Origin of the sequence: Micromonospora ureilytica, from assembly GCF_015751765.1 — a bacterium.
Taxonomy (GTDB): domain Bacteria; phylum Actinomycetota; class Actinomycetes; order Mycobacteriales; family Micromonosporaceae; genus Micromonospora; species Micromonospora ureilytica.
Genome location: NZ_JADOTX010000001.1, coordinates 4215256 through 4236301 on the forward strand (window position 1 = coordinate 4215256; position 21046 = coordinate 4236301).

Below are 21046 nucleotides of genomic sequence, written 5' to 3' on the forward strand. Positions count from 1 at the left end.
CCCCCTTCTGAATTCCTGCTGGTCGGGCGATGTGCCGGCCGCGCGACAGGTGGAGCGTGACACGCGGTGACCGGAGCGAGTCTATTGTTCCGCTCCGGTGCCGCGTCCCCGACTCCCCCTCCGCCGGCCGTCGTGCCGTGTCGGCGGGCGGGTCAGCGGGTGGGGCGGCGAGCGACGTCCGGCTGCGGGTGCCCGCCGGTCGGGCGGACCGGCCGGTACCGGGCCAGCCAGGTGACCAACTCCTCGGCCGGCATCGGCCGGGCGTAGAACCAGCCCTGAGCGGCGTCGCAGCCGGCGGCGTGCAGCATCCGCCAGGTCCGCTCGTCCTCGACACCCTCGGCGACCACCCGCAGCCCCAGAGCGCCGGCCAGCTCGATCATCGACCGGACGATCGCCGCGTCGTCGGCGTCGTCGGCCATGCCGAGGACGAACGACCGGTCCACCTTCACCTCGGACAGCGGCAGCCGGCGCAGGTGCTGGAGGGAGGAGTAGCCGGTGCCGAAGTCGTCAAGCGCGATGGCCACCCCGATCCGGTGCAGCCGGGAGATGGTGGCCAGCACCCGGCGCGGGTCGGCCATCAACGCGCCCTCGGTGATCTCGACCTGCAGCCGCTCGGCCGGCACCCCGTGGCGGGCCAGCCGGTCGGCGATCTGATCGGCGATCTCACCGGTGTGCAGGTCGCGCACGCTCACGTTCAGCGCCGCGCGGAGGGCGATCCCGGCCGCCGACCACTTGGCGAGCTGCTCCACCACATCGTCGACGACACGACGGGTGAGCAGTCGCATCACTGCGCTCTGCTCGGCGACCCGGATGAGTTCCTCCGGGTCGACCATGCCCCGCCGGGGGTGTCGCCAGCGCAGCAGGGCCTCGACGCCGACCACCTCGCCGGTCGCGATGGCGATCTGCGGCTGGTAGTACATGGTGATTTCCCCGGCGTCGTCGGCCGGCTCGTCGTCCGCGTGCGCCCACCCGGTCGGTTCGAGTGGCTGCCCGGGCGTACCGGGGCCGACGTCCCGCCGCGCCCCGGTGCGACCCTTGCCCACCGCGCTGCCGTTCGGGGACCGCCGGCCGTTCCCGCCCCCGGCGCGCCGCTCCCGGGTCGAGCCGGAACGGGTGCCGGCGACGGTGGCACGGGCGTTGCGGCCCCGGATCGGGTCGGCTCCGGTGGCGATCCGGTTGATCAGCTCATCGGAGTGCACCAGCTCGGCGTCGGTGCGCCGACGGCGCGCCCACCACCGAACAGCTCCCGGAGGGGCCGTGGCGACCGCCGGCGCCGGGTCCCCCGCCGGCGCGGGCTGGCCCGGCGCTGGGCTGGGCAGCGCCGCCCCGTCACCGCCGCGCACCTCCGCAGTCACGACAAGGGGTACGTCGACAGTCCGCTCGGCGTCGCTCGGCACGCCGTGCCGGCCGTTTCCGTCCGCCGGCGCGGCCGCATCCTCGCCCTGACCCTGACCTGTCGGCTCGGCGTCGGCGTCGAATGGCCCCTCGGTCGAGGGGCTGGCCTCCAGTACGCGGCGCAGGTCGGCGAGGAGGCCGAGTCGCTCGGCGGAGTTGTGGTCGGACTCCGGTGCGTACACGGCCACCGTGTCGTTGCGGTGCTTGGCGTCGTACATCGCGACGTCGGCGTGGCGCATCAGGGTGGCGAAGTCCTCGCCGTGCTCGGGGAAGAGGGCGATCCCGATCGACCCGCCCACGTCCAACGGCAGCCCGTCGAGCGGCACCGGCTCGGCCAGCGCCTCGACCACCCGGTCGGCCATCTCCCGCGCCTGACCGACGTCGGTCAGCCCGGTCATCACGATGGCGAACTCGTCACCGCCGAGCCGGGCGATCATCTGTGGTCGGGGCTGCACATCGGTGAGCCGAGCGCTGACCTCGACCAGCAGCCGGTCGCCCACAGCGTGCCCGAGGGCGTCGTTGACGTTCTTGAAGCGGTCCAGGTCGATCAGCAGCAGTGCCAACTGCCCGTCGGGTTCACCGCGAGCGGTCCGCTCGGCATGCACGTGCACCTGCTCCGCCACCTCGGCCAACAGGGCCTTGCGGTTGGGCAGCCCGGTCAGCGGGTCGGCGGCGGCGAGGTGCTGCTGCTCGTTCGTCAACCGCGCCATCCGGTAGACCGCGAAGAGCGGCACCAGCACCAGCGGGATCAGCGCGGCGCTGACCCGCGCCGCGGCGACCAGCACCGGGGCGAGCAGCAGCAGTGAGCCGGTGGAGAGCAACTCGAACCCGAGGCCCTGACGGACGGTGGGCCACCAGCGATCTCCGAAACGCAGCCGCACCGCCCAGCTGACCAACCCGTAGTTGACGACGAACCAGGCCAGCGCGGCGCCGCCGACGGCGGCCACGTCGGTCCAGTGCAACCGTCCGCCGGAGAAGATCGTGCCCGACCCGAGCTGGATCACCCCGTACGCGGCGGCGAGGGCACACGCGTACTGGCCGACGTTGAACGCCGTGCGCCACGCGGCGTGCCCCATCCGCCAACCCGAGAGGACCACCCCCAGCGCCTGCACCACCACCGCCGGGCCGAGGCCCCAGCCGAGCAGGATCGCGAAGGTGAAGCAGGTGGACGGGAACACCGCCGACGTCTGCCGGCGCCCCGGTGGAACGAACGGGCGCGCGTCGCAGACCACGGCGAGCGCGGCCATCGTCCAGAACGCCACCGGCAGCCCGGACAGTTCGTCGGGGAGCCTCGCGAGTGGAACGGCGGCGGTCAGCGCGGCGACCGCCAGGATGCCGGCGACGAAGGCGGCGAACGGCGCGACCCGTCCCGCAGGAAGCGAGTTGCGTGGGTCGGCGACCTCCACCACACCTCCCGACCGACCATCGGCGTGCCGGTGCGCGCGCCGTGACCCAATGAAACGCCCTCGACCCCCAGTTTCCCGGTATGACAGTCACGAATCGGTCGTAGTCGTAATTAAGTTGGTATACGCGGCCAGTCGCCGTGTCCAGCGGCGGCGGGGTCAGCCGCCCAGCTGAGCGACATCCCGGGCGGCGTCCGGGCCCGCGTCCAGCAGGAGCCGGAACCCGTCCTCGTCGAGCACCGGCACCTTGAGACTGGTGGCCTTGTCGGCCTTGGACCCGGGGTTGTCCCCCACCACCACGAAGCTCGTCTTCTTGGAGACCGACCCGCTGACCTTGCCGCCGCGAATCTGCACGGCCTCGGCGGCCTGGTCACGCGAGAACCCGGCGAGTGTGCCGGTCACCACCACTGTCAACCCCTCCAACGGGCGCGGCCCCTCGTCGACCGCCTCCTCGGCCATCCGTACGCCGGCCTCGGCCCACTTGCGGACGACCTCGCGGTGCCAGTCCACAGCGAACCACTCCCGGATGCTGGCCGCGATGGTCGGCCCCACCCCGTCGACTGAGGACAGCTCCTCCTCGGTGGCCGCGTCGATGGCGTCCATCGAGCGGAAGTGCCGGGCGAGCGCCTGGGCGGCGGTCGGGCCGACGTGCCGGATGGAGAGCGCCACCAGCACCCGCCACAGGTCCCGTTCCCGAGCGACCGCCAGATTGTCCAGCAACTTGGTGGCGTTGCTGCCCAGGCTGCCGTCCTTGTTGACGAAGAACGGCGATCGGGACAACTGCTCGGCGTCGAGGTGGAAGAGGTCGCCCTCGTCGCTGATGATCTCCGCGTCGAGCAGGGCGGCCGCACCCTTGTAGCCGAGCACCTCGATGTCGAACCCGCCCCGGCCGGCGAGGTGGAACACCCGCTCCCGCAACTGGGCCGGGCAGCTGCGGGTGTTGGGGCAACGGATGTCGACGTCGCCCTCCTTCGAGGGGGCGAGCGGGGTGCCGCAGGCGGGGCAGCTGGTCGGCATGACGAACGGCCGGGCATCGGCGGGCCGCAGGTCGACCACCGGGCCGAGCACCTCGGGAATCACGTCGCCGGCCTTGCGCAGCACCACCGTGTCGCCGATCAGCACACCCTTACGCTCCACCTCGCGGGCGTTGTGCAGGGTGGCGAGCGCGACTGTGGAACCGGCCACGCGCACCGGCTCGAGCACGGCGAACGGAGTGACCCGGCCGGTGCGTCCCACGTTGACGTCGATGTCGAGCAGCTTGGTGGTGACCTCCTCCGGCGGGTACTTGAAGGCGATCGCCCAGCGCGGGGCACGACTTGTCGACCCGAGCCGGCCCTGGATGGAGACCGGATCGACCTTGACCACCACACCGTCGATCTCGTGCTCGACGTCGTGCCGGTGCTCGGCGTAGTAGGCGATGAACTCCGCCACGCCGGCCAGGTCCGGAACGACCCGCCACCGGTCGCTGGTCGGCAACCCCCACGACTTCAGTGCCGCGTACGACTCGGACTGTGCCGTGGGCTGGAACCCACGGCGGGCGCCGATGCCGTGCACCACCAGGCGCAGCGGCCGGGTGGCGGTGACCCGCGGATCCTTCTGTCGCAGGCTGCCGGCGGCGGCGTTGCGAGGGTTGGCGAAGGGCGCCTTGCCCTGCTCCACCAGACCCGCGTTGAGATCGGCGAACGCGGCGATCGGGAAGTAGATCTCGCCCCGGACCTCCACCAGCTCGGGAATGTCCGGGAATTCGCCGGACGGGGTGAGCTGGCTGGGCACGTCCCGGATGCTGCGCACGTTGGCGGTGACGTCCTCGCCGGTGCGCCCGTCGCCCCGGGTGGCGGCCCGGACCAGCCGGCCGTTCTCGTAGGTCAGGTTGATCGCCAACCCGTCGACCTTCAACTCGCACAGGTAGGGCACCGGACCGCCCGCGTCCCGTTCGACCCGCTCGGCCCAGGCCGCCAGCTCCTCGTCGGCGAAGGCGTTGTCGAGCGAGAGCATCCGTTCGGCGTGGGTGACCGCTGTGAAGTCGGTGGAGAACGTGCCGCCCACCCGTTGGGTCGGCGAGTCGGGCGTCCGCAGCGCCGGAAACTCCGCCTCCAGTGCCTCCAACTCGCGCAACTGCCTGTCGAAGTCGGCGTCGGGGATCGTCGGCGCGTCCAGGACGTAGTAGCGGTACTGGTGCTCGGTCAACTCCTGGCTGAGCGCGGCATGCCGCTCCCGGGCCTGCGGCGTCGGCTCAGCCCCGGCCGCCGCCTCCTGCGCCGGGCTGACCTGCTGACCGATCTGCTCCTCGGACACACCGCCACCTTCGGACACGCCTGCGACCTCCCTGATCACGCTACTCCGGCACGGTATCGGGCCGGTGGGACAATCCGCCGCCCGCCCGCGCAGGGAGCGACCTCGCCCTCAGCCACGTTCGGTGATCACGGGTGACGGTGGGGTGCCCCGGTGCGGTGGGCGGCCGCGGTGTGGTTGGCGGGCGGCACGGGCGGTGGCGTGCGAGGATCGCCGGACGATGGCGGCCCGTGGGCCGCCGGGACACGGAGGTACGGATGCCCGAGGCACTGCTCTGGGCGGTGGCGATCCTGCTGGCGGTGGCCGCCGGCTGGGCGTGGAACAGTTGGCGGCACCGGGTGACCACCCGGCGTCCGGGCACCCGGCCGGGTCGGGGCGGCACGGGTGGCCGTCGTTCCACCCCGCCACGGCCCCGTGGCGCCGAACGGCCGTCCACCAAACCCCGCTCGCGCGACACCGACCGGCACGGCGACACCCCGGCGCCGGGCGAGATCTGGTGGGCCGACGTGCCCTACGCCGACGGCAGCGGATCGAAGGTGCGCCCGTGTCTGGTGCTGCGCGCCGACTCCCGGGGCGCTGACGTCCTGAAGATCACCAGCCAGGACAAGAGCGACCGGGACGACCATGTCCGGATTCCCACCCGGGACTGGGACCCCGGTGCGGAGCACGACAGCTACCTCAGCCTCACCGAGCCGATTCGACTCAGTTCGGCCGCCTTCGCCGACCACGCCGGGCGCTGCGACGCCGACCTGTGGCGAAAGGTCCGCAGCCTGCGCCACCTACCCACCCCCTGACCGCCCTCGTGGCCGCCCGGTCAGTCCCAGGTCGCGCCGAGCGTGGCGAGCTGGTCGGCGTACTCGATGCGGTTGGCCCAGTCGCGCGGCCAGGCGGTCATGCCGACGGCCGCGCCCACGAAAGCGCCGGCCAGGGCGGCGATCGAGTCGGAGTCGCCGGCGGTGGTCGCGCCCCGGGCCAGTGCCGAGACCGGATCGTCGGCGTGCCGGACGGCGCAGAGCACCGCGGTGGCCAGCGCCTCCTCGGCCACCCAGCCCTCCCCGGTGGCCTGGCACGGGTCGGTGCCGTCGTCCGGCTGCGCCAGGGTGTTGGTCAGCCGGCCCAGCACCGTCAGGCACTCGTCCCAGCCCTGGGCGATGAACTCCTCCGGAGAGCCGGAACCCGCGCATTGCCAGAGGTCACCCAGCCACCGCTCCCGGTAGACCAGGCGCTGGGACAGTGCCCGCTCGATCAGCACCGCGGGAAGTTCGGGCAGCGGGACGCCCGCGCGCAGCGCGAAGACCGCGTACGCGGTGAGTTCGCTGGCGGCCAAGCCGGTCGGGTGGCCGTGGGTCAGCCCGGCCTGCAACTGGGCCAACCCGGCGAGCGTGTCGAGGTCCGTGTCGAGCAACCCGACCGGCGTGACCCGCATGTTGGCCCCGCAGCCCTTCGAGCCGACCACTGTCGCCTCCTGCCAGCGCACCCCACGGCTCAGCTCGGCGCAGGCCCGCAGGCAGGTCATCCCCGGGGCACGGTTGTTGTCCGGGCTGACCGCCCAGGCCAGGAAGCGCTGCCGCAGCAGTGGCTCCACCGCCTCCGGCGTGAACGACGGCGCCTCGCGCAGCGCCCAACCCACGGCCAGCGCCATCTGGGTGTCGTCGGTGACCAGCGCCGGCTCGCCGGACAGCTCACGCGGACCGGTCGGGCCGTACCGACGCTCGATCTCGGTGACGGTCAGGAACTCGGTCGGCTTGCCCAGCGCGTCACCGTAGGCGAGGCCGAAGAGCGAACCGGAGGCGCGCAGCGCGGAGGTGTGGATCACGGCGGCCATGATGCCCGACCGCCGCAACCCACGGGTGCGTGCTCAGTCCCAGCAGAGGCAGAACGGGTGGCCGGCCGGGTCGGCGTAGACCCGGAAGCCCTCGCCCTCACCCGGCAGCCGCCGAGCCCCGAGCGCGAGCGCCGCCTTCTCGGCGGCCTCGATGTCGTCCACCGTCACGTCGAGGTGGAACTGCTGTGGACGCTCGGGATCCGGCCAGGCCGGGGGCCGCAGGTTGAGCGCCTGTTGGAAGGCGAGGCGCGGCTGGTGACCGGGCGGGCCGCCCAGCACCACCCAGTCGTCAGCGGAGTCGCCCTCGGCGAGAGGTACGCCGAGCAGCTCGGCGTAGAACGCCGCCAATGCTCGCGGGTCCGGGCAGTCGATCACCACTGAACGCAGCTGTCCAATCATGACCGTCATCCTGCCCACCGGGTACGACCGGAAACCTCAGTCCTCGGCGAAGCGCCGGCCGGCGTCCCGGCACGCGGCGAGCACGGCCCGGGTGTACTCCGGGGTCGCGCCGGCGAGGCCGCAGGCCGGGGTGACCACCACCTGCTCGGCGAGCTGCCGACGGGGGAAGCCGAGGCGGTCCCAGAGCTGGCGTACCCGGTCGGCGATCTGTGCGGAGGTCGGCGCGCCACCGGCCGACGGCGGCCGGGTCGGCGCGGCCCCGGCCAACAACCCGAGGCCGGCGTCGAGCGCCTCGCCCAGCGGGTCGAGCTTGGTGACGAGATCCAGGTCGAGGGCGACCGCGACGGCGCCGGTGGAACGGATCAGCTCCAGCGGCACGTCCGGGGCGCAGCAGTGCACGAGCGTCGGCACGCCGACCGCCTCGACGACCGTACGCAACAGGGCGGCGGCGTCCACCGGATCGACCGCCCGGTACGCGCCCAGCCCGCTCTCGGTCGGCACCCGCCCGGCCAGCACTGTCGGCAGTGACGGTTCGTCCAGTTGCAGCAGCACCGATGCCTGGGGCAGCCGGCGGGCGACCGCCGCGACGTGTGCGCGCAGCCCTTCGGCGAGGGAGCCGGTCAGGTCGCGGACCGCGCCGGGATCGCGCAGCATTCGGCCACCGATCGGCAACTCCAGGGAGGCGGCCAGCGTGAGCGGGCCGGCGGCCTGCACCTTGATCGGCCCGGCGTACCCCTCGGCCTGCTCGGCGAGCTGGTCCAGGTCGCGTTCCATCAGGTCACGGGCCCGGCGCAGGTCACGGCCCGGGCGTGGGGCGACCCGCCAGCGCCCCGCGTACACCTCGACGGGCAGTTCGACGAGCAGCCCGAGGGACCGGCCGATCATGTCCGCGCCGGGGCCACGGGCCGGCAGCTCGGGCAGGTGGGGCAGCTCGGGAAGCTCACCGAGGACCACCCGCTGGGCCTCGCCGATGTCGGTGCCGGGCAGCGAACCAATTCCGGTTGCCGCGCCGGTCGGCCAGGGCCACGCCTGATCTGTCACGGGCGAAGGCTATCCCGCGAACACCCGGGCCGTGCGGTCAGCCGGTGATGGTCGCGGAGCCGAGGACCACGTCGCCGGCCGGGTCCGGTCGGTACGCCACCACGGCCTGACCGGCGGCGACGCCGCGTACCGGTCGACGCAGCTCGGCGTGCAGCCGGTCACCGTCGAGGGCGACGGTCGCCGGCGTCACGTCGCCGTGCGCGCGCAACTGCACCTCGCACTCGACCGGCACGTCCGGGCGCGCGCTGCCGGTCCAGACCGGGCGTACGGCGTGCACGTCGGACACCTCGAGCGCCTCGGCCGGGCCGACCGTCACCGTGTTGGTCTTCGGGGTGATGGAGAGCACGTAGCGCGGTCGGCCGTCCGGGGCGGGCCGGTCCAGGTGCAGCCCGCGACGCTGCCCCACCGTGTACGCGTACGCGCCGCTGTGGCTGCCGACGACCGCGCCGGTGGACGCGTCCACCACGTCGCCGGGCGCCTCACCGAGCCGGCCGGCGAGGAAGCCGCGGGTGTCCCCGTCGGCGATGAAGCAGATGTCGTGCGAGTCCGGCTTGTCGGCCACCGCCAGGCCACGCTCGGCGGCCTCCGCGCGGACCTGCGCCTTGGTCGAGTCACCGAGCGGGAAGATCGACCGGTCGAGCTGCTCGCGGGTGAGCACGGCGAGCACGTACGACTGGTCCTTGGCCAGGTCGACACTGCGCCGCAGCAGCCCGTCCGCGCCGAGGCGGGCGTGGTGCCCGGTGACCACCGCGTCGAAGCCCAGGGCCACGGCCCGGTCCAGCACCGCCGCGAACTTGATCTTCTCGTTGCAACGCAGGCAGGGGTTCGGTGTACGGCCGGCGGCGTACTCGGCAACGAAGTCGTCGACCACGTCCTCGTGGAAGCGGTCGGCCATGTCCCACACGTAGAACGGGATGCCGATCACGTCGGATGCCCGCCGGGCGTCCCGGGAATCCTCCAGGGTGCAGCAGCCGCGCGCCCCGGTCCGATAGGTCTGTGGGTTGCGGGCCAGGGCCAGGTGTACGCCTGTCACGTCATGCCCGGCCGCCACCGCCCGCGCCGCAGCCACGGCCGAGTCAACCCCACCCGACATCGCCGCCAGAACCCTCACCGACCCACTCCCCTTCGCCGTCCCCATCACAACCCTATCCACCAGCCCCGAAAACCCCCGCTCCCGTGCCCGCCCGGCCCCCGCCCGCGCGATCTTGCAGTTTCTGCGGCGACATAAGCCGCACAAGGCGCGAACGGCCATCCGAAAGTGCAAGATCGCGGGGATGGAGGGCTGGGTGGGGCTAGCGGGGGGTGCGGAGGGCGGCGGCTCGGCGGGCTCGCTCCACCGCCGCCGGGAGGGCCGCGATCAGCGCGTCGACGTCGGCCTGGGTGCTGGTGTGGCCCAGGGTGAACCGCAGGGAGGAGCGGGCGCGGTCGTCGTCGGCGCCCATCGCGAGCAACACGTGCGAGGGCTGGGCCACGCCGGCCGAGCAGGCGGAGCCGGTCGAGCAGGCGATCCCCTGCGCGTCGAGCAGGAGCAGCAGCGCGTCGCCCTCGCAGCCGGGGAAGGAGAAGTGCGCGTTGCCGGGCAGCCGGTCGGTCGGGTCACCGTTGTAGATCACCTCGGGCACCGCCTGGCGAACCCGCTCGATCAGGTCGTCGCGGAGCGCGGCCACCCGGGCCGCGTACTCCTGCTGGCCCTTCACGGCCGTCTCGACGGCGACCGCGAAGGCGACGATGCCGGCGGTGTCCAGGGTGCCGGAGCGGATGTCGCGTTCCTGGCCGCCGCCGTGCAGCAGCGGCGTGGCCGGCACGTCCCGGGCAAGCAGCAGCGCGCCCACGCCGGTCGGACCGCCCAACTTGTGCCCGGTGACCGTCAGCGCGGCGACCCCGCTGGGCCCGAAGTCGACGGGCACCTGACCGACCGCCTGGATGGCGTCGGTGTGGAAGGGCACACCGTGTTCGGCGGCGACGGCGGCCAGTTCGGCCACCGGCTGGACGGTGCCCACCTCGTTGTTCGCCCACATCGCGGTGACCACTGCCACCTGGTCGGCGTGCGCGGCCAACTCGGCGCGCAGGGCCTGCGGGTCGAGCCGACCGACGGCGTCCACCGGTAGCCAGCCGACCTCGGCGCCCTCGTGCTGGGCCAGCCAGTCGACCGCGTCCAGCACCGCGTGGTGCTCGACGGCGCTGGAGACCACCCGGCGGCGGTCGGGGGCGACCCCGCGGCGGGCCCAGAAGATGCCCTTGACCGCGAGGTTGTCGCTCTCGGTGCCACCACCCGTGAAGATCACCTCAGAGGGCCGGGCGCCCAGCACCGCGGCCACCCGCTCCCGTGACTCTTCGACCCGGCGGCGGGCACGGCGACCCGCCGCGTGCAGGGAGGACGCGTTGCCGACCTCGCGGGCGGTAGCGACGTACGCCTCCAGTGCCTCGTCGAGCATCGGAGTCGTCGCCGCGTGATCCAGGTAAGCCATCGTCGTTCAGCGTACGGCCGACGCCTTGGGGACCGGATGCCGGAGGGGACCGCACGCGACGGCCGGGGCGGAACTCCACCCCGGCCCGATGCGCGTGGCCCGGTCAGGCGGGCACCGCGGTGACGACGATGTTGTCGCGGTACTTGCGCGCCTTGGCGTCGAACGGCCCACCACAGGTGATCAGGGTCAGTCGCGGCTTGCCGTCGCGGGCGAAGTACCGGTCCAGTGGGATCTTGGTCTTGGCGTACTCCTCCCGGGCGACGACCCGGTAGCGCCGAGCCTCGCCGTCGCTGCCGGTCACGGTCACCGCGTCGCCCTGGTCCAGCTCACGCAGCCGGAAGAACGCCCCCTTGCCCTGCTTGGCGCTGTCCACGTGACCGGCGATGACCACCGAGCCGGCATCCGCCTCCAGGCCGGGGCCGTAGCGGTACCAGCCGATCTGGTCGACGCTCGGCGGCACCTCGAACTCGTTGGTCCGCTCGTTGATGCCTACCGCGTTGACGGTGGCGGTGACGTCGATCTCCGGGATCAGCAGTCGTACCGGCGGGATGGTCTTCGGGCCGGCGGGCAGCTCACCGGCGGTCACCGGCACCGACGGGACGGTGGCGGCGGTCGGTGGAGGGCTGGCCAGCGTGCTCGCCTCCTCGGCGCCCACGGTCCCGGCCGGCTGGGCGGCGCACGCCACCAGGGCGGCGACGGTGAGCGCGGCAACGCCGGCGGCCAGGGCCGCCAGCGCGCCGCGATCGCGCACCGTCACTTGCGGCCGGTCCGTGCGGTCGCCATCCGCACCCCACCACCAAGCAGCAGGAGTACGCCGGCGCCGGTGAGCACGTACCACCAGGTGTCCACGCCCGTGCCGGCCTGGCCGCCGTCACCGCTGGGCACGCCGCCCGGGGCGGAGTGCAGGCCGGTGATGGTCTGGGCCACCACGTCGAGGGTCTTGCCCTCGGCGGAGCCGATCGCGTAGACGATCGTGGCGGTGCCCTCCTTGAGGTCAAGGTCCGCCGGGCCGATGGCCACGGTGTCGGTGCCGGCCAGCACCACGTCCGCCTTCACGTTGCCCGCGTCGACGTCGCCCTTGGCCTCGTTCGGGTTGGTGAGGTCCTCGAAGACCGGGGTGCCACCGGCGCGAACGTCGACCGCCGGTGCGGCGGCGGTGTGCCGGACGATCAGCCGCGCCTTGCCGGCGTCTACCTTCGATACGTCGTTCACGAACGGCGTGATCTTCGGCTGGCCGGCGGCGTCGAGGTGGGCCGCGATGCTGATGTTCGCACCGCCCGGCACCGCGGCGTTGTCGACAGTGAGGATCGCGCTGGCGATCGGCTCGCCCGGCTTGGTGAGCGCGATGTCGTAGTCGCCCTCCTCCAGGCTCAGCGGGCCGGCGACGTCGCCGGGCTTGAAGTTGTCCAACGTCTTCTTGCCGTTGACGTAGACGTCGACAGGGGTGTCCGGGATGCCGTGCACGACGGAGACCTTCGACGTGGCGGCGTACGCGGGGCCGGCGGTGAACGCTGCGACGCCGGCGAAGGCCAGCGCGGCGACCGCGCCGCCCGCGGCGACCCGACGGAAGTACGAGAGCTGCATGTCTGCCTCCTGATAATTGGTGCTGATTCGTCAGGCCTGGCTTGCAGAACTGGTTACGCCCGCTCCCGGACGGGTGGATGCGACAGGGAGGCACTTTTCTTTTCCCGCTCCGGCTGCATCCGGCAGGGGGTCGGGGGACGAAGAGCTGGTGAGATGACATCGACCGGGGAAGTGGGGCGGAGACTGTGGCGGCTACAGTCGGGCATGCCCCATCGAAGGCGAGCCGCTCGATGACGGCGCCACGACCGGAACCGGACCCTCCGGTGGACGACCTCGACCGCAGGTTCCGCGCCGGCGACGACGTGGCGCTCCGCGAGGCGTACGACAGTTACGGTCGTGCCGTGCTCCACCTGGCCACGTCCATGCTGGCGAACCGCAGCGACGCCGAGGACGTCACCCAGGCGACGTTCGTCGCCGCCTGGCTGGGCCGCGACACGTTCGACCCGGCCAAGGGGTCGCTGATCGGTTGGTTGCTCGGCATCGGCCGGCGGAAGGTCATCGACCGGATGCGCGCCTCGGCCCGGGAGACGCGGGTGGTGGAGACGGTCCGACAGCTACCCGAGCAGGCGCCTACCGACCCGGACCCGGACCGCGTGGTGGACCGGTTGGTGATCGCCGACGAGCTGGCTCGTCTTCCGGACGACCAGCGACGGATGCTGGAGTTGGCCTTCTACGACGACCTGACACACCAGCAGATAGCCACGGTGACCGGCGTGCCGTTGGGCACCGTGAAGAGTCACATCCGACGCGGCATGGCGAGCTTGAAACGCAGATGGGAGGTGGACGGTGCAGCACCTGGACCACGACCGGCTGGTATTTCTGGCGCTCGGTGAGAGCGAGGCGGACAACGGGGAGAGCACCCACCTCGGCACCTGCGCGCACTGCCGTACGGAGTTGGCGACACTTGAGCGGGTCGCGGGGCTCGGCACCGAGACACGGGGCCTGGCTGACCTGCCCGACCCGCCGGAGCACATCTGGCAGGGCATCGAAGCCCAGGTCAGGGCCGCGGAGGTCGACACCTCGCCGGCCGAGACCCGGGTTCCTGAGCAGGCCGGCACCAGAACGGCCGAGCCGATCCCGGGCGCGGCGGCCAGGCCGACGGTGACCCGACTGGACCCGGCGCGACGATCCCGCCGGGGTGGTGGCTGGTCCCGTTGGGCGGCCACCGCGGTGACCGCGGCCGCCGCGGCCGCGGTCGGCGTGATCGGCACCGTCTCCGTGCTCCGACCCGACGATCCGGCGCCCACCCCGACGCCGGTGGTGGTGGCGAGCGCGCCGTTGGCGGCGTACGGGGCGACGCCGCCGGCGGCCAAGGGTGACGCCCGGGTTCTCCAGGACGGCCAACTACATCTGCATGTGGCGAATCTCCCGAGCGTCCCGGGGTACTACGAGGTCTGGCTCATCAATCCGACGACGATGGAGATGTTCTCGATCGGCACCCTGGGGGGCGGCTCGGACGCCCTGCTGCCCCTGCCCCCGAATGCCGACCTCAAGAGCTACTCGGTGGTCGACGTCTCCGCCGAGCAGTACGACAACAACACCCGCCACTCCGGCGACAGCCTGTTGAGGGGCTCCCTGACGGGCTGATCGGCGGGCCGGCTCAGCTCCCCGGCTCGCCGATCAGCTCCCCACACGGCAGTGGCCGCCCGTTCGCACGGGCGGCCACTGCCGTGTCGCTGGCTTACTTGCGCTTGCGGATCTCCTCGGCGGCCTGCGGGACGATCTTGAACAGGTCGCCCACCACCCCGAAGTCGGCCAGCTCGAAGATCGGCGCCTCGCCGTCCTTGTTGACCGCGACGATGGTCTTCGAGGTCTGCATGCCGGCCCGGTGCTGGATGGCACCGGAGATGCCGAGCGCGACGTAGAGCTGCGGGGAGACCGTCTTACCGGTCTGGCCCACCTGGAACTGGTGCGGGTAGAAGCCGGAGTCGACGGCCGCGCGGGACGCGCCGACGGCGCCGCCGAGCAGGTCGGCCAGCTCCTCGACCAGCTTGAAGTTGTCGGCGTTGCCGACGCCGCGGCCGCCGGAGACGACCACGCCGGCCTCGGTCAGCTCGGGGCGGGAGCCCTTCTGCTCGGCGACCCGCTCGACGACAGTGGCCAGCTTGTCGGTGTCGGTGACCGACACACTGAGCTGCTCGATCGCCGGGGTGGCCGCCGCCGGCGCGGGGGTGACCGAGTTGGGTCGGACGGTGACCAGCGGCAGGCCCTTGGTGACCTTGGACTTGACGATGGCGGAGCCGGCGAAGGCGACCTGGGTCGCGGTGCCGTCGGCGTCCAGGCCGACCACGTCGGTCAGGATGCCGTTGTCGAGCTTGACGGCGAGCCGGGCGGCGATCTCCTTGCCCTCCTGGGCCGACGCCAGCAGCACGGCGGCCGGCTGCACCCGCTTGACCAACTCGGCCAGCACTGTCGCCTTGGGGGCCACCAGGTAACCGTCGATCTCGTCACCCTCGGCGGCGTAGATCTTCTCCGCGCCGTACTCGCCCAGCTTGCCGCTCAGCGCCTCGGCGGCGCCGGCGCCGCCGAGCACCACAGCGCTCGGGGTGCCCAGCTCACGCGCGAGGGTGAGCATTTCCAGGGTGACCTTCTTGACGCCGAATTCCCTTGTGGCTTCGACGACGACGAGAACCTCAGACATGTCAGAACCCCCCTCTCACACGAACTTCTCGGTGGCGAGGAACTCGACCAGCTTGACGCCGCCCTCGCCCTCATCAGTGACCTTGGCGCCGCCGGAGCGCGGGGGGCGCTTGGCGTGCTCGAGGACGGCGCTGGTGGCGCCGTCGAAGCCCACCTCGTCGGGCGCGACACCGAGGTCGGCCAGCGAGAGCGTCTGCACCGGCTTCTTCTTGGCGGCCATGATGCCCTTGAAGGAGGGGTAGCGCGGCTCGTTGATCGTGTCCCACACGGAGACCACGGCCGGCGTGGAGGCGGTGACCACCTCGTAGCCCTCCTCGGTCTGCCGCTCGACGGTAAGCGTCGCGCCGTCGACGGTGAGCTTGCGGGCGCCGGTGAGCGCCGCGACGCCCAGTCGCTCGGCGATCATGTGCGGCATGACCTGGACCCGACCGTCGGTGGACTCGGCGCCGCAGATGACCAGGTCGGCACCCAGCTGACCGAGCGCGGCGGCCAGCACCTTCGAGGTGGCGACGGCGCACGAGCCGTGCAGGGCGTCGTCCAGCACGTGCACGGCCTTGTCCGGACCCATGGAGAGCGCCTTGCGGATCGACTCGGTCGCCCGGTCCGGACCCATGGTCAGGATGGTGACCTCGCCGCCGTGCGCCTCCTTGATCTTCAGGGCCTCCTCGATGGCGTACTCGTCCATCTCGTTGATCACGTTGTTCGCCGAACCGCGGTCGACGGTGTTGTCGTCATTGCGCAGGTTGCGGTCCGCGCCCGAATCAGGCACCTGCTTGACGAGTACGACGATGTTCATCGCGCTTCGACGACCCTCCTGTGTGGTGTTGCGATTCGCTCGCCCGGTCTGGGGCGCAGCGTCGCGCGTCGGTCGACGCCAGGTCAACCGAGGGCGGTTGTGCGGTTGCCCACGACGCAATGTTACCTGCCAGTAGGTTGCGCTCCGGCAGCACTCAGAGTGACACAGCTCACCGCCGCGCGGCCGGTCAGGCCGGCTCGGCCAACGCGACCCGGATCTGGTCGATGGCCGCCGCCTCGGCGGGCGCCACCCCGTCGTGCGCCCGGGCCACCTGGTCCGCCGCGGCCAACACCAGCGAGCGGTACGCGTCCACGTCCCGCGGGGACTTCTCGCGCAGGATCCGCACCGCCTGCCCCAGCGCCGGCAGCACCACCGACTCGATCTCCAGCTGCGAGTCCCGGGGAAGTCGCGGCAGCGGGCCGGTGGTCAGCGCCTCCTTCACCGTGCCACTGGCGTCGGCCAACGCGCCGGACGCGGCGATGCTCTCCCGGATCACCCCCAGGACCCCCGGGTCGGCGTTGGAGACCAGGAAGACGGCGCCGAAGGCGCCGGTCTTGAGGGTCAGCCGCTCCTCGTCCGTCAACCGCTGCTCCATGATCACGGAGTGTAGACGTACGGGGTTGTGGTGGTGACCGCGACGAGGCCGAGTCGCTGCAGGATGGGCCGGCTGTCCTCGGAACAGTCGACCTGCATCAACGTCCGGCCGCGCTGGTCGGCCAGCCGCGCCCGGTGGTTGACCAAGGCCCGGTAGATGCCCTTGCGACGCCACTGCGGCAGGGTCGAGCCACCCCACAGGGTGGCGAAGCCGGTGTTCGCCGGGAACCGCACCCAGCCGGCGCTCACCACGGTCTCGTCCGCCTCGGCCACCACCACGGTGATCGAGTTCGGGTCGGCGTCGATCTCCTTGGCCAGGCCCCACACCAGGTGCGAGCGGTCCTCCTGCCACACCTCCTCCTCCATGGCGGCGATCCGCTCCAGGTCCTCGCGGGAGGTCACCTCACGCAGGCGTACCCCCTCGGGGGCGACCGGCAGCGCGGCGGCCAGCGGGGCGACCGGGCCGACCACGACGGTCTCCCGGTCCTCCGGCACGAAGCCGGCGGCGCGCAGACGGTCCGCCAGGTCCGCCGGCTCGTCGTGTTCGTTGAGCTTCCACTCCGCCGACTCGCCCCGTTCACGGCACAGCCGCACCTGCCGGGCGATCAGCTCGTCCAGCGCGTCGCCGGTCAACCCGCCCAGGTCGCGGTAGGTGATGAACCCACCGGAATCGAGCCCGGTGATCCGGACCAGCGGCCCGTCCCGCTCCACGGTCACCCCGGCCGGGACCGGGTCGGGGATCTCCGGGCGGAGTTGGTTGTCGTAGGCGGTCCGCAGCGTCTGTACGTCGAGATCAGTCACCGGCCCAGGCTAAGCGGGAGGGGAAGTGGATAATCTCCCACTGTGTGGGAGGCGATCAGGCGGTGGTTCGACCCGGCGGAGCTGGGCTCGGTCGGCGAGACACCCGACTACCGGTTCTCCCTGGCAAACGAGCGAACCTTCCTCGCCTGGCTGCGCACCGGTCTGGCGCTGGTCGGCGGTGGGCTGGCCGCCGCGCAGTTCCTGCCGCAGCTGCCGATGAGCCACCTGCGCGAGGTGATCGCCGTGGCGCTGCTGCTGCTCGGCGGCGCCGTCGCGATCCGCGCCGTGGACCACTGGGCGCGTACCGAGCGGGCCATCCGGCTCGGCCAGGAGCTGCCCGCGTCCCGGTTTCCCGCCATCCTGGCCCTCGCCGTCGGCGTCGGCGCGTTGCTGCTGGTGGTCGCCGTCCTGATGCGGGCGATCGGCGGGCGGTGAGCAGCGGACGCGACCCGGGGCTGCAACCGGAGCGGACCCGGCTGGCCTGGCGGCGCACCCTGCTCACGGTGACCGTGGTGACAGTGCTCGCCGTTCGGCTGGCGTCGACGGGCGACCCGACCGATGCGTTGATCGCCGGGGGGACCGTGCTGGTGTGGGGCGCCCTGCTGGTGCTCTGCTGGCCCAGGGGCACCGGCACCGGTCCGACCCGCACCGGCGGCCGGACACTGCCCCTGGTCACGGCCGGCACGGTGGTGCTCGCGTTACTGGGAGTGCTGCTGGTGCTGCGCGGACTGTGGTGACGGGATTCGGTGCGCCATGATGGTTACATGGCCCGGCTTGGCGTACTTCTCTTCCTGGTGCAGATCGTTCTCGCGGTCTGCGCGCTGATCAGCTGTCTCTCCGCCGAGGAGGGCAAGATCCGTGCTCTTCCCCGCATCGCCTGGGTGCTGATCATCTTGTTCTTCCCGCTGGTCGGCTCGATCGCCTGGTTCATCGTCGGCCGGCAGCCCAGCCCCGGCGCCGGCAAGGGCTGGTCGGGCGGCATCGGCGGCGGTGAGCGGCAGCGCCCACGGCCGGTGGCCCCCGACGACGACCCGGAGTTCCTGCGCTCCGTCGAGGAACGCGCCCAGCAGCAGGACCAGGAGCTCTTCCAGCGCTGGGAGGAAGACCTGCGGCGGCGTGAGGACGACCTGCGCCGCCGCGACGGTGAGCCGCCGCGGGAGGGTGACCGACCGGAGGTGTGAGCGCGCCGCCGCCGCCGCCGACGCAGGGGCGACGGCGGCGGCGGGTGCGACTCAGGCCAGGTTCGACGACCGGGGGTACGCGTCGGTCGGGTCGGTGAGCACGTTCACCAGGTACGGCACTCCGGAGTCGAACGCCCGCTGGAGCGCCGGGCCCAGGTCGGCAGCCTTGGCGACCGTCTCCCCCGCCCCGCCGAGCGCGCTGACCACCGTGTCGTACCGCAGCTCCGGCTGCAGGTCGGCGGCCACGTCGTAGCCGTACATGGCCCGCATCGGGTGCTTCTCCAGCCCCCAGATGCCGTTGTTGCCGACGACGATCACCACCGGCAGCTTCTGGCGGACCAGCGACTCGACGTCCATCAGCGAGAACCCGGCCGCGCCGTCGCCCATCAGCACGCAGATCTGCCGGTCCGGGTGGCTGACCCGGGCGCCCATCGCGTACCCCATGCCGGTGCCCAGGCAGCCGTACGGGCCCGGGTCCAGCCAGGTGCCGGGCTGGGCCGGCTCCAGGTACCGCCCGGCGTACGACACGAAGTCACCGCCGTCGCCGATGGTGATCGCGTCCGGGGCGAGCGCCCGGCGCAGCTCACCGTAGATCCGGGCCGGACGGATCGGGTCGGTCTCGGCGGCCATCTCCGCGGCGTCCCGAGCCTTCGCCGCGTCCTCGGCGACGCGTAGGTCGGCGATCCAGTCGGCGTGGTCGGCCCGGTCGCCGGAGTGATCGGCCAGCGCGGAGAGGATCAGGCGCAGGTCGCCGGCGGGAGCCGCGGCGGGCTGCACGTGCGTCGCCCGCTGGCTGGGCGCGTCGACGATGTGCACCACCTTGGCGTCACCGAAGTCACCGAAGCTGAGCCGGAAGTCCAGCGGGGTGCCCACCACCACTACCACGTCGGCGCCGGAGAGCGCGGCCCGGCGGGCCTTGGCGAACGCCAGCGGGTGCTGCGGCGGAAGCGAACCGCGACCCATGCCGTTTGTGAAGACCGGCACCTGCAACGCCTCGGCCGCCTCGCGCAGGGCGGCGACCGCGTCGCCCGCGTACACGTCGGAGCCGGCGATGATGACCGGCCGCTGCGCCCCGGCGATGAGCAGCGCGGCGCGGCCGACCTCCTCCGGGTCCGGCGCGATCGGGTCGACACCCGTCACGGTGGGCAGCTCGGCCTCGGCGACCGAGAAGACCGTCTCCAGCGGGAAGTCGAGGAAGGCCGGGCCGCGGTGCGGGGTGAGCGCGGCGTTGAGCGCCGCACCGACCGCACGCGGGATGTCGTCGGTGCTGAACACCGTCTCGGCGTGCTTGGTGACCGGGGCGACCAGCGGCAGGTGGTCCATCTCCTGGAGGCTGCCGGAGCCCCAGCGGAACGCGGGCGCTCGGCCCCCGAGCACCAGCACCGGCGAGGCGTTGAAGAATGCGCTGGTCATGCCGGAGATGCCGTTGGTGACGCCGGGCCCGGCGGTGAGCACGGCGAGGCCGGGACGGCGCTGGAGCTTGGCCACCGCCTCGGCGGCGAAGACCGCGGACTGCTCGTGCCGGACGTCGTAGATCGGGAAGTCGGTCTTGTACGCGGCGTCGTAGAGCGGGAAGACGTGCCCGCCGGACAGCGTGAACATCTCCCGTACGCCGTGCGCGCGTAGTGCCGCGAGCGCCAGCTCGCCGCCGTGACCCTCGATCCGCTCCGTCATGTCGCTCCCATCGTCCGTGGCCGGGATCACAGGTTACCGGCCAGTCACTTGACCCTTCGACCGTGGCCCCGGCGACTGGACGTTGTCGAGGTCAGGGGCCATCGGGCCGGGAAGCGGCGGGTCAGCGGCCGGTGAAGTCCGGTTTGCGCTTCTCGACGAAGGCGGCCATGCCCTCCCGCCGGTCCTCGGTGGCGAAGAGCGCCGCGAACAGCTGACTCTCCCAGGCCAGACCCGAGTTCAGATCCATGTCCAGGCCGCCGTCGACCGCCAGCTTCGCCGCGCGCAGCGCCTGCACCGGCCCGGTGAGGTACGGAGTGATCAGCGCGACGGCCGCGTCGTACACCTCGGCGGCCGGTGCGACCCGGTCGGCCAGGCCGATCCGCAGCGCCTCCTGCGCGTCCACCATCCGCCCCGACATGATCAGGTCCTTGGCGCGGGCCGGGCCGACCAGGCGGGCCAGCCGCTGGGTGCCGCCCGCGCCCGGGATGATGCCCAGCTTGATCTCCGGCTGGCCGAGCTTGGCGTCCTCGGCCACGACCCGCCAGTCACAGGCCAACGCCAGCTCACAGCCACCGCCGAGCGCGTACCCCGTGATCGCGGCGACCACCGGCTTGGGGATCCGGGCGATCGCGCCGAGCGCGCTGGACAGGTTCGCGGCCCGGTCGGCCATGTCCACGTAGGACATCTCGGCCATCTGCTTGATGTCGGCGCCTGCGGCGAAGACCTTCTCCCCGCCGTACACGATAACGGCGCGGACCTCGGGATCGGCGGTGGCCGACGTGGCGGCGGCGCGCAACTCCTCCTGCACCTGGGTGTTCAGCGCGTTCATCGGCGGCCGCTCCAGCCGGATCGTGCCGATGCCGTCAGTGGTCTCCAGCCGAACGAACTCGCCCACGCTGCCCTCACTTCCTCGTCGAAGTCGCGTGCCAACCTTACGACCCGGCTCGTTTGGG

At 72.5% G+C, this 21046-nt stretch carries 21 protein-coding genes; 6 read left to right on the forward strand and 15 right to left on the reverse strand.

All coding sequences use genetic code 11. The annotated features are described in order from the left end of the window. Window positions 1-152: 152 nt before the first annotated feature. Window positions 153-2801, reverse strand: a complete 2649-nt coding sequence (locus tag IW248_RS18930; RefSeq protein WP_196928050.1) for a putative bifunctional diguanylate cyclase/phosphodiesterase — start codon at window positions 2799-2801, stop codon at window positions 153-155. A gap of 156 nt (window positions 2802-2957) precedes the next feature. After that, window positions 2958-5093, reverse strand: coding sequence for an NAD-dependent DNA ligase LigA (gene ligA, locus IW248_RS18935; protein WP_196928051.1), 2136 nt, complete (start codon window positions 5091-5093; stop codon window positions 2958-2960). 254 nt (window positions 5094-5347) lie between these two features. Here ligA and IW248_RS18940 point away from each other — a divergent pair, with 254 nt between their 5' ends. After that, window positions 5348-5884, forward strand: a complete 537-nt coding sequence (locus tag IW248_RS18940) for a type II toxin-antitoxin system PemK/MazF family toxin (RefSeq protein ID WP_124823168.1) — start codon at window positions 5348-5350, stop codon at window positions 5882-5884. A 20-nt stretch (window positions 5885-5904) separates the two neighbouring features. Here IW248_RS18940 and IW248_RS18945 read toward each other — a convergent pair whose 3' ends face one another. From IW248_RS18945 to IW248_RS18975, 7 genes are all read right to left on the reverse strand, one after another. Continuing rightward, window positions 5905-6915, reverse strand: coding sequence for an ADP-ribosylglycohydrolase family protein (locus tag IW248_RS18945; protein ID WP_196928052.1), 1011 nt, complete (start codon window positions 6913-6915; stop codon window positions 5905-5907). A 33-nt stretch (window positions 6916-6948) separates the two neighbouring features. Beyond that, on the reverse strand, window positions 6949-7314 hold the full coding sequence (locus IW248_RS18950; protein ID WP_196928053.1) for a VOC family protein: 366 nt from the start codon (window positions 7312-7314) through the stop codon (window positions 6949-6951). Window positions 7315-7350: 36 nt separating this feature from the next. Then, the gene (locus IW248_RS18955; RefSeq protein ID WP_196928054.1) at window positions 7351-8355 is read right to left on the reverse strand and encodes a methionine synthase; all 1005 of its coding nucleotides are present in this window, start codon (window positions 8353-8355) and stop codon (window positions 7351-7353) included. Between the two features lie 37 nt (window positions 8356-8392). Beyond that, complete coding sequence (gene mnmA, locus IW248_RS18960; protein ID WP_196928055.1) at window positions 8393-9466, reverse strand: tRNA 2-thiouridine(34) synthase MnmA; 1074 nt, start codon at window positions 9464-9466, stop codon at window positions 8393-8395. Between the two features lie 181 nt (window positions 9467-9647). Next, window positions 9648-10823 (reverse strand): cysteine desulfurase family protein, encoded by a 1176-nt coding sequence (locus tag IW248_RS18965; protein ID WP_196928056.1) that lies wholly within the window; start codon window positions 10821-10823, stop codon window positions 9648-9650. A gap of 103 nt (window positions 10824-10926) precedes the next feature. Further along, window positions 10927-11580 carry a class F sortase gene (locus IW248_RS18970; RefSeq protein ID WP_196928057.1) on the reverse strand — a complete coding sequence of 218 codons (654 nt, stop codon included), beginning with the start codon at window positions 11578-11580 and terminating at the stop codon, window positions 10927-10929. Continuing rightward, complete coding sequence (locus tag IW248_RS18975; RefSeq protein WP_196928058.1) at window positions 11577-12407, reverse strand: DUF4397 domain-containing protein; 831 nt, start codon at window positions 12405-12407, stop codon at window positions 11577-11579. Before IW248_RS18975 ends, IW248_RS18970 begins: the two co-directional genes overlap by 4 nt. Window positions 12408-12637: 230 nt before the next feature. Here IW248_RS18975 and IW248_RS18980 point away from each other — a divergent pair, with 230 nt between their 5' ends. Then, window positions 12638-13240, forward strand: coding sequence for an RNA polymerase sigma factor (locus IW248_RS18980; protein WP_124822634.1), 603 nt, complete (start codon window positions 12638-12640; stop codon window positions 13238-13240). Beyond that, the gene (locus IW248_RS18985) at window positions 13194-13994 is read left to right on the forward strand and encodes an anti-sigma factor (protein ID WP_196928059.1); all 801 of its coding nucleotides are present in this window, start codon (window positions 13194-13196) and stop codon (window positions 13992-13994) included. The genes IW248_RS18980 and IW248_RS18985 overlap by 47 nt, the downstream gene beginning before the upstream one ends. A gap of 94 nt (window positions 13995-14088) precedes the next feature. Here IW248_RS18985 and IW248_RS18990 read toward each other — a convergent pair whose 3' ends face one another. The 4 genes from IW248_RS18990 to IW248_RS19005 all read right to left on the reverse strand — a co-directional run bounded on the left by IW248_RS18990 (window position 14089) and on the right by IW248_RS19005 (window position 17238). Next, window positions 14089-15048, reverse strand: coding sequence for an electron transfer flavoprotein subunit alpha/FixB family protein (locus IW248_RS18990; RefSeq protein ID WP_196928060.1), 960 nt, complete (start codon window positions 15046-15048; stop codon window positions 14089-14091). Window positions 15049-15063: 15 nt separating this feature from the next. Further along, window positions 15064-15843, reverse strand: coding sequence for an electron transfer flavoprotein subunit beta/FixA family protein (locus IW248_RS18995; protein WP_196928061.1), 780 nt, complete (start codon window positions 15841-15843; stop codon window positions 15064-15066). A gap of 187 nt (window positions 15844-16030) precedes the next feature. Continuing rightward, window positions 16031-16444 (reverse strand): hypothetical protein, encoded by a 414-nt coding sequence (locus IW248_RS19000; RefSeq protein WP_196928062.1) that lies wholly within the window; start codon window positions 16442-16444, stop codon window positions 16031-16033. Continuing rightward, window positions 16441-17238: a GNAT family N-acetyltransferase gene (locus tag IW248_RS19005; protein WP_196928063.1), complete on the reverse strand. Its 798-nt coding sequence runs from the start codon at window positions 17236-17238 to the stop codon at window positions 16441-16443. Before IW248_RS19005 ends, IW248_RS19000 begins: the two co-directional genes overlap by 4 nt. 42 nt (window positions 17239-17280) lie before the next feature. Here IW248_RS19005 and IW248_RS19010 point away from each other — a divergent pair, with 42 nt between their 5' ends. Genes IW248_RS19010 through IW248_RS19020 form a run of 3 tightly spaced genes read left to right on the forward strand, consistent with a single transcriptional unit; the run spans window position 17281 to window position 18419 of the window. Next, window positions 17281-17673 carry a YidH family protein gene (locus tag IW248_RS19010; protein ID WP_124822640.1) on the forward strand — a complete coding sequence of 131 codons (393 nt, stop codon included), beginning with the start codon at window positions 17281-17283 and terminating at the stop codon, window positions 17671-17673. Further along, a complete protein-coding gene (locus tag IW248_RS19015; protein WP_124822641.1) occupies window positions 17670-17975 on the forward strand; it encodes a DUF202 domain-containing protein in 306 nt (101 codons plus the stop codon). Before IW248_RS19010 ends, IW248_RS19015 begins: the two co-directional genes overlap by 4 nt. A gap of 27 nt (window positions 17976-18002) precedes the next feature. Then, window positions 18003-18419, forward strand: a complete 417-nt coding sequence (locus tag IW248_RS19020; protein WP_124822642.1) for a PLD nuclease N-terminal domain-containing protein — start codon at window positions 18003-18005, stop codon at window positions 18417-18419. A 51-nt stretch (window positions 18420-18470) separates the two neighbouring features. Here IW248_RS19020 and IW248_RS19025 read toward each other — a convergent pair whose 3' ends face one another. Continuing rightward, the gene (locus tag IW248_RS19025; protein ID WP_196928064.1) at window positions 18471-20093 is read right to left on the reverse strand and encodes an acetolactate synthase; all 1623 of its coding nucleotides are present in this window, start codon (window positions 20091-20093) and stop codon (window positions 18471-18473) included. A 121-nt stretch (window positions 20094-20214) separates the two neighbouring features. Beyond that, the gene (locus IW248_RS19030) at window positions 20215-20988 is read right to left on the reverse strand and encodes an enoyl-CoA hydratase/isomerase family protein (protein WP_124822644.1); all 774 of its coding nucleotides are present in this window, start codon (window positions 20986-20988) and stop codon (window positions 20215-20217) included. Window positions 20989-21046 lie beyond the last annotated feature (58 nt).

Excerpts from the sequence above, each read along its gene's own strand:
- IW248_RS18975 (WP_196928058.1), bottom strand. The coding sequence starts at position 12,407 with ATGCAGCTCTCGTACTTCCGTCGGGTCGCCGCGGGCGGCGCGGTCGCC.
- IW248_RS18940 (WP_124823168.1), top strand. The coding sequence starts at position 5,348 with ATGCCCGAGGCACTGCTCTGGGCGGTGGCGATCCTGCTGGCGGTGGCC.
- IW248_RS18990 (WP_196928060.1), bottom strand. The coding sequence starts at position 15,048 with ATGTCTGAGGTTCTCGTCGTCGTCGAAGCCACAAGGGAATTCGGCGTC.
- IW248_RS18980 (WP_124822634.1), top strand. The coding sequence starts at position 12,638 with ATGACGGCGCCACGACCGGAACCGGACCCTCCGGTGGACGACCTCGAC.
- IW248_RS18995 (WP_196928061.1), bottom strand. The coding sequence starts at position 15,843 with ATGAACATCGTCGTACTCGTCAAGCAGGTGCCTGATTCGGGCGCGGAC.
- IW248_RS18950 (WP_196928053.1), bottom strand. The coding sequence starts at position 7,314 with ATGATTGGACAGCTGCGTTCAGTGGTGATCGACTGCCCGGACCCGCGA.
- IW248_RS19025 (WP_196928064.1), bottom strand. The coding sequence starts at position 20,093 with ATGACGGAGCGGATCGAGGGTCACGGCGGCGAGCTGGCGCTCGCGGCA.
- IW248_RS19020 (WP_124822642.1), top strand. The coding sequence starts at position 18,003 with ATGGCCCGGCTTGGCGTACTTCTCTTCCTGGTGCAGATCGTTCTCGCG.
- IW248_RS18945 (WP_196928052.1), bottom strand. The coding sequence starts at position 6,915 with ATGGCCGCCGTGATCCACACCTCCGCGCTGCGCGCCTCCGGTTCGCTC.
- IW248_RS18965 (WP_196928056.1), bottom strand. The coding sequence starts at position 10,823 with ATGGCTTACCTGGATCACGCGGCGACGACTCCGATGCTCGACGAGGCA.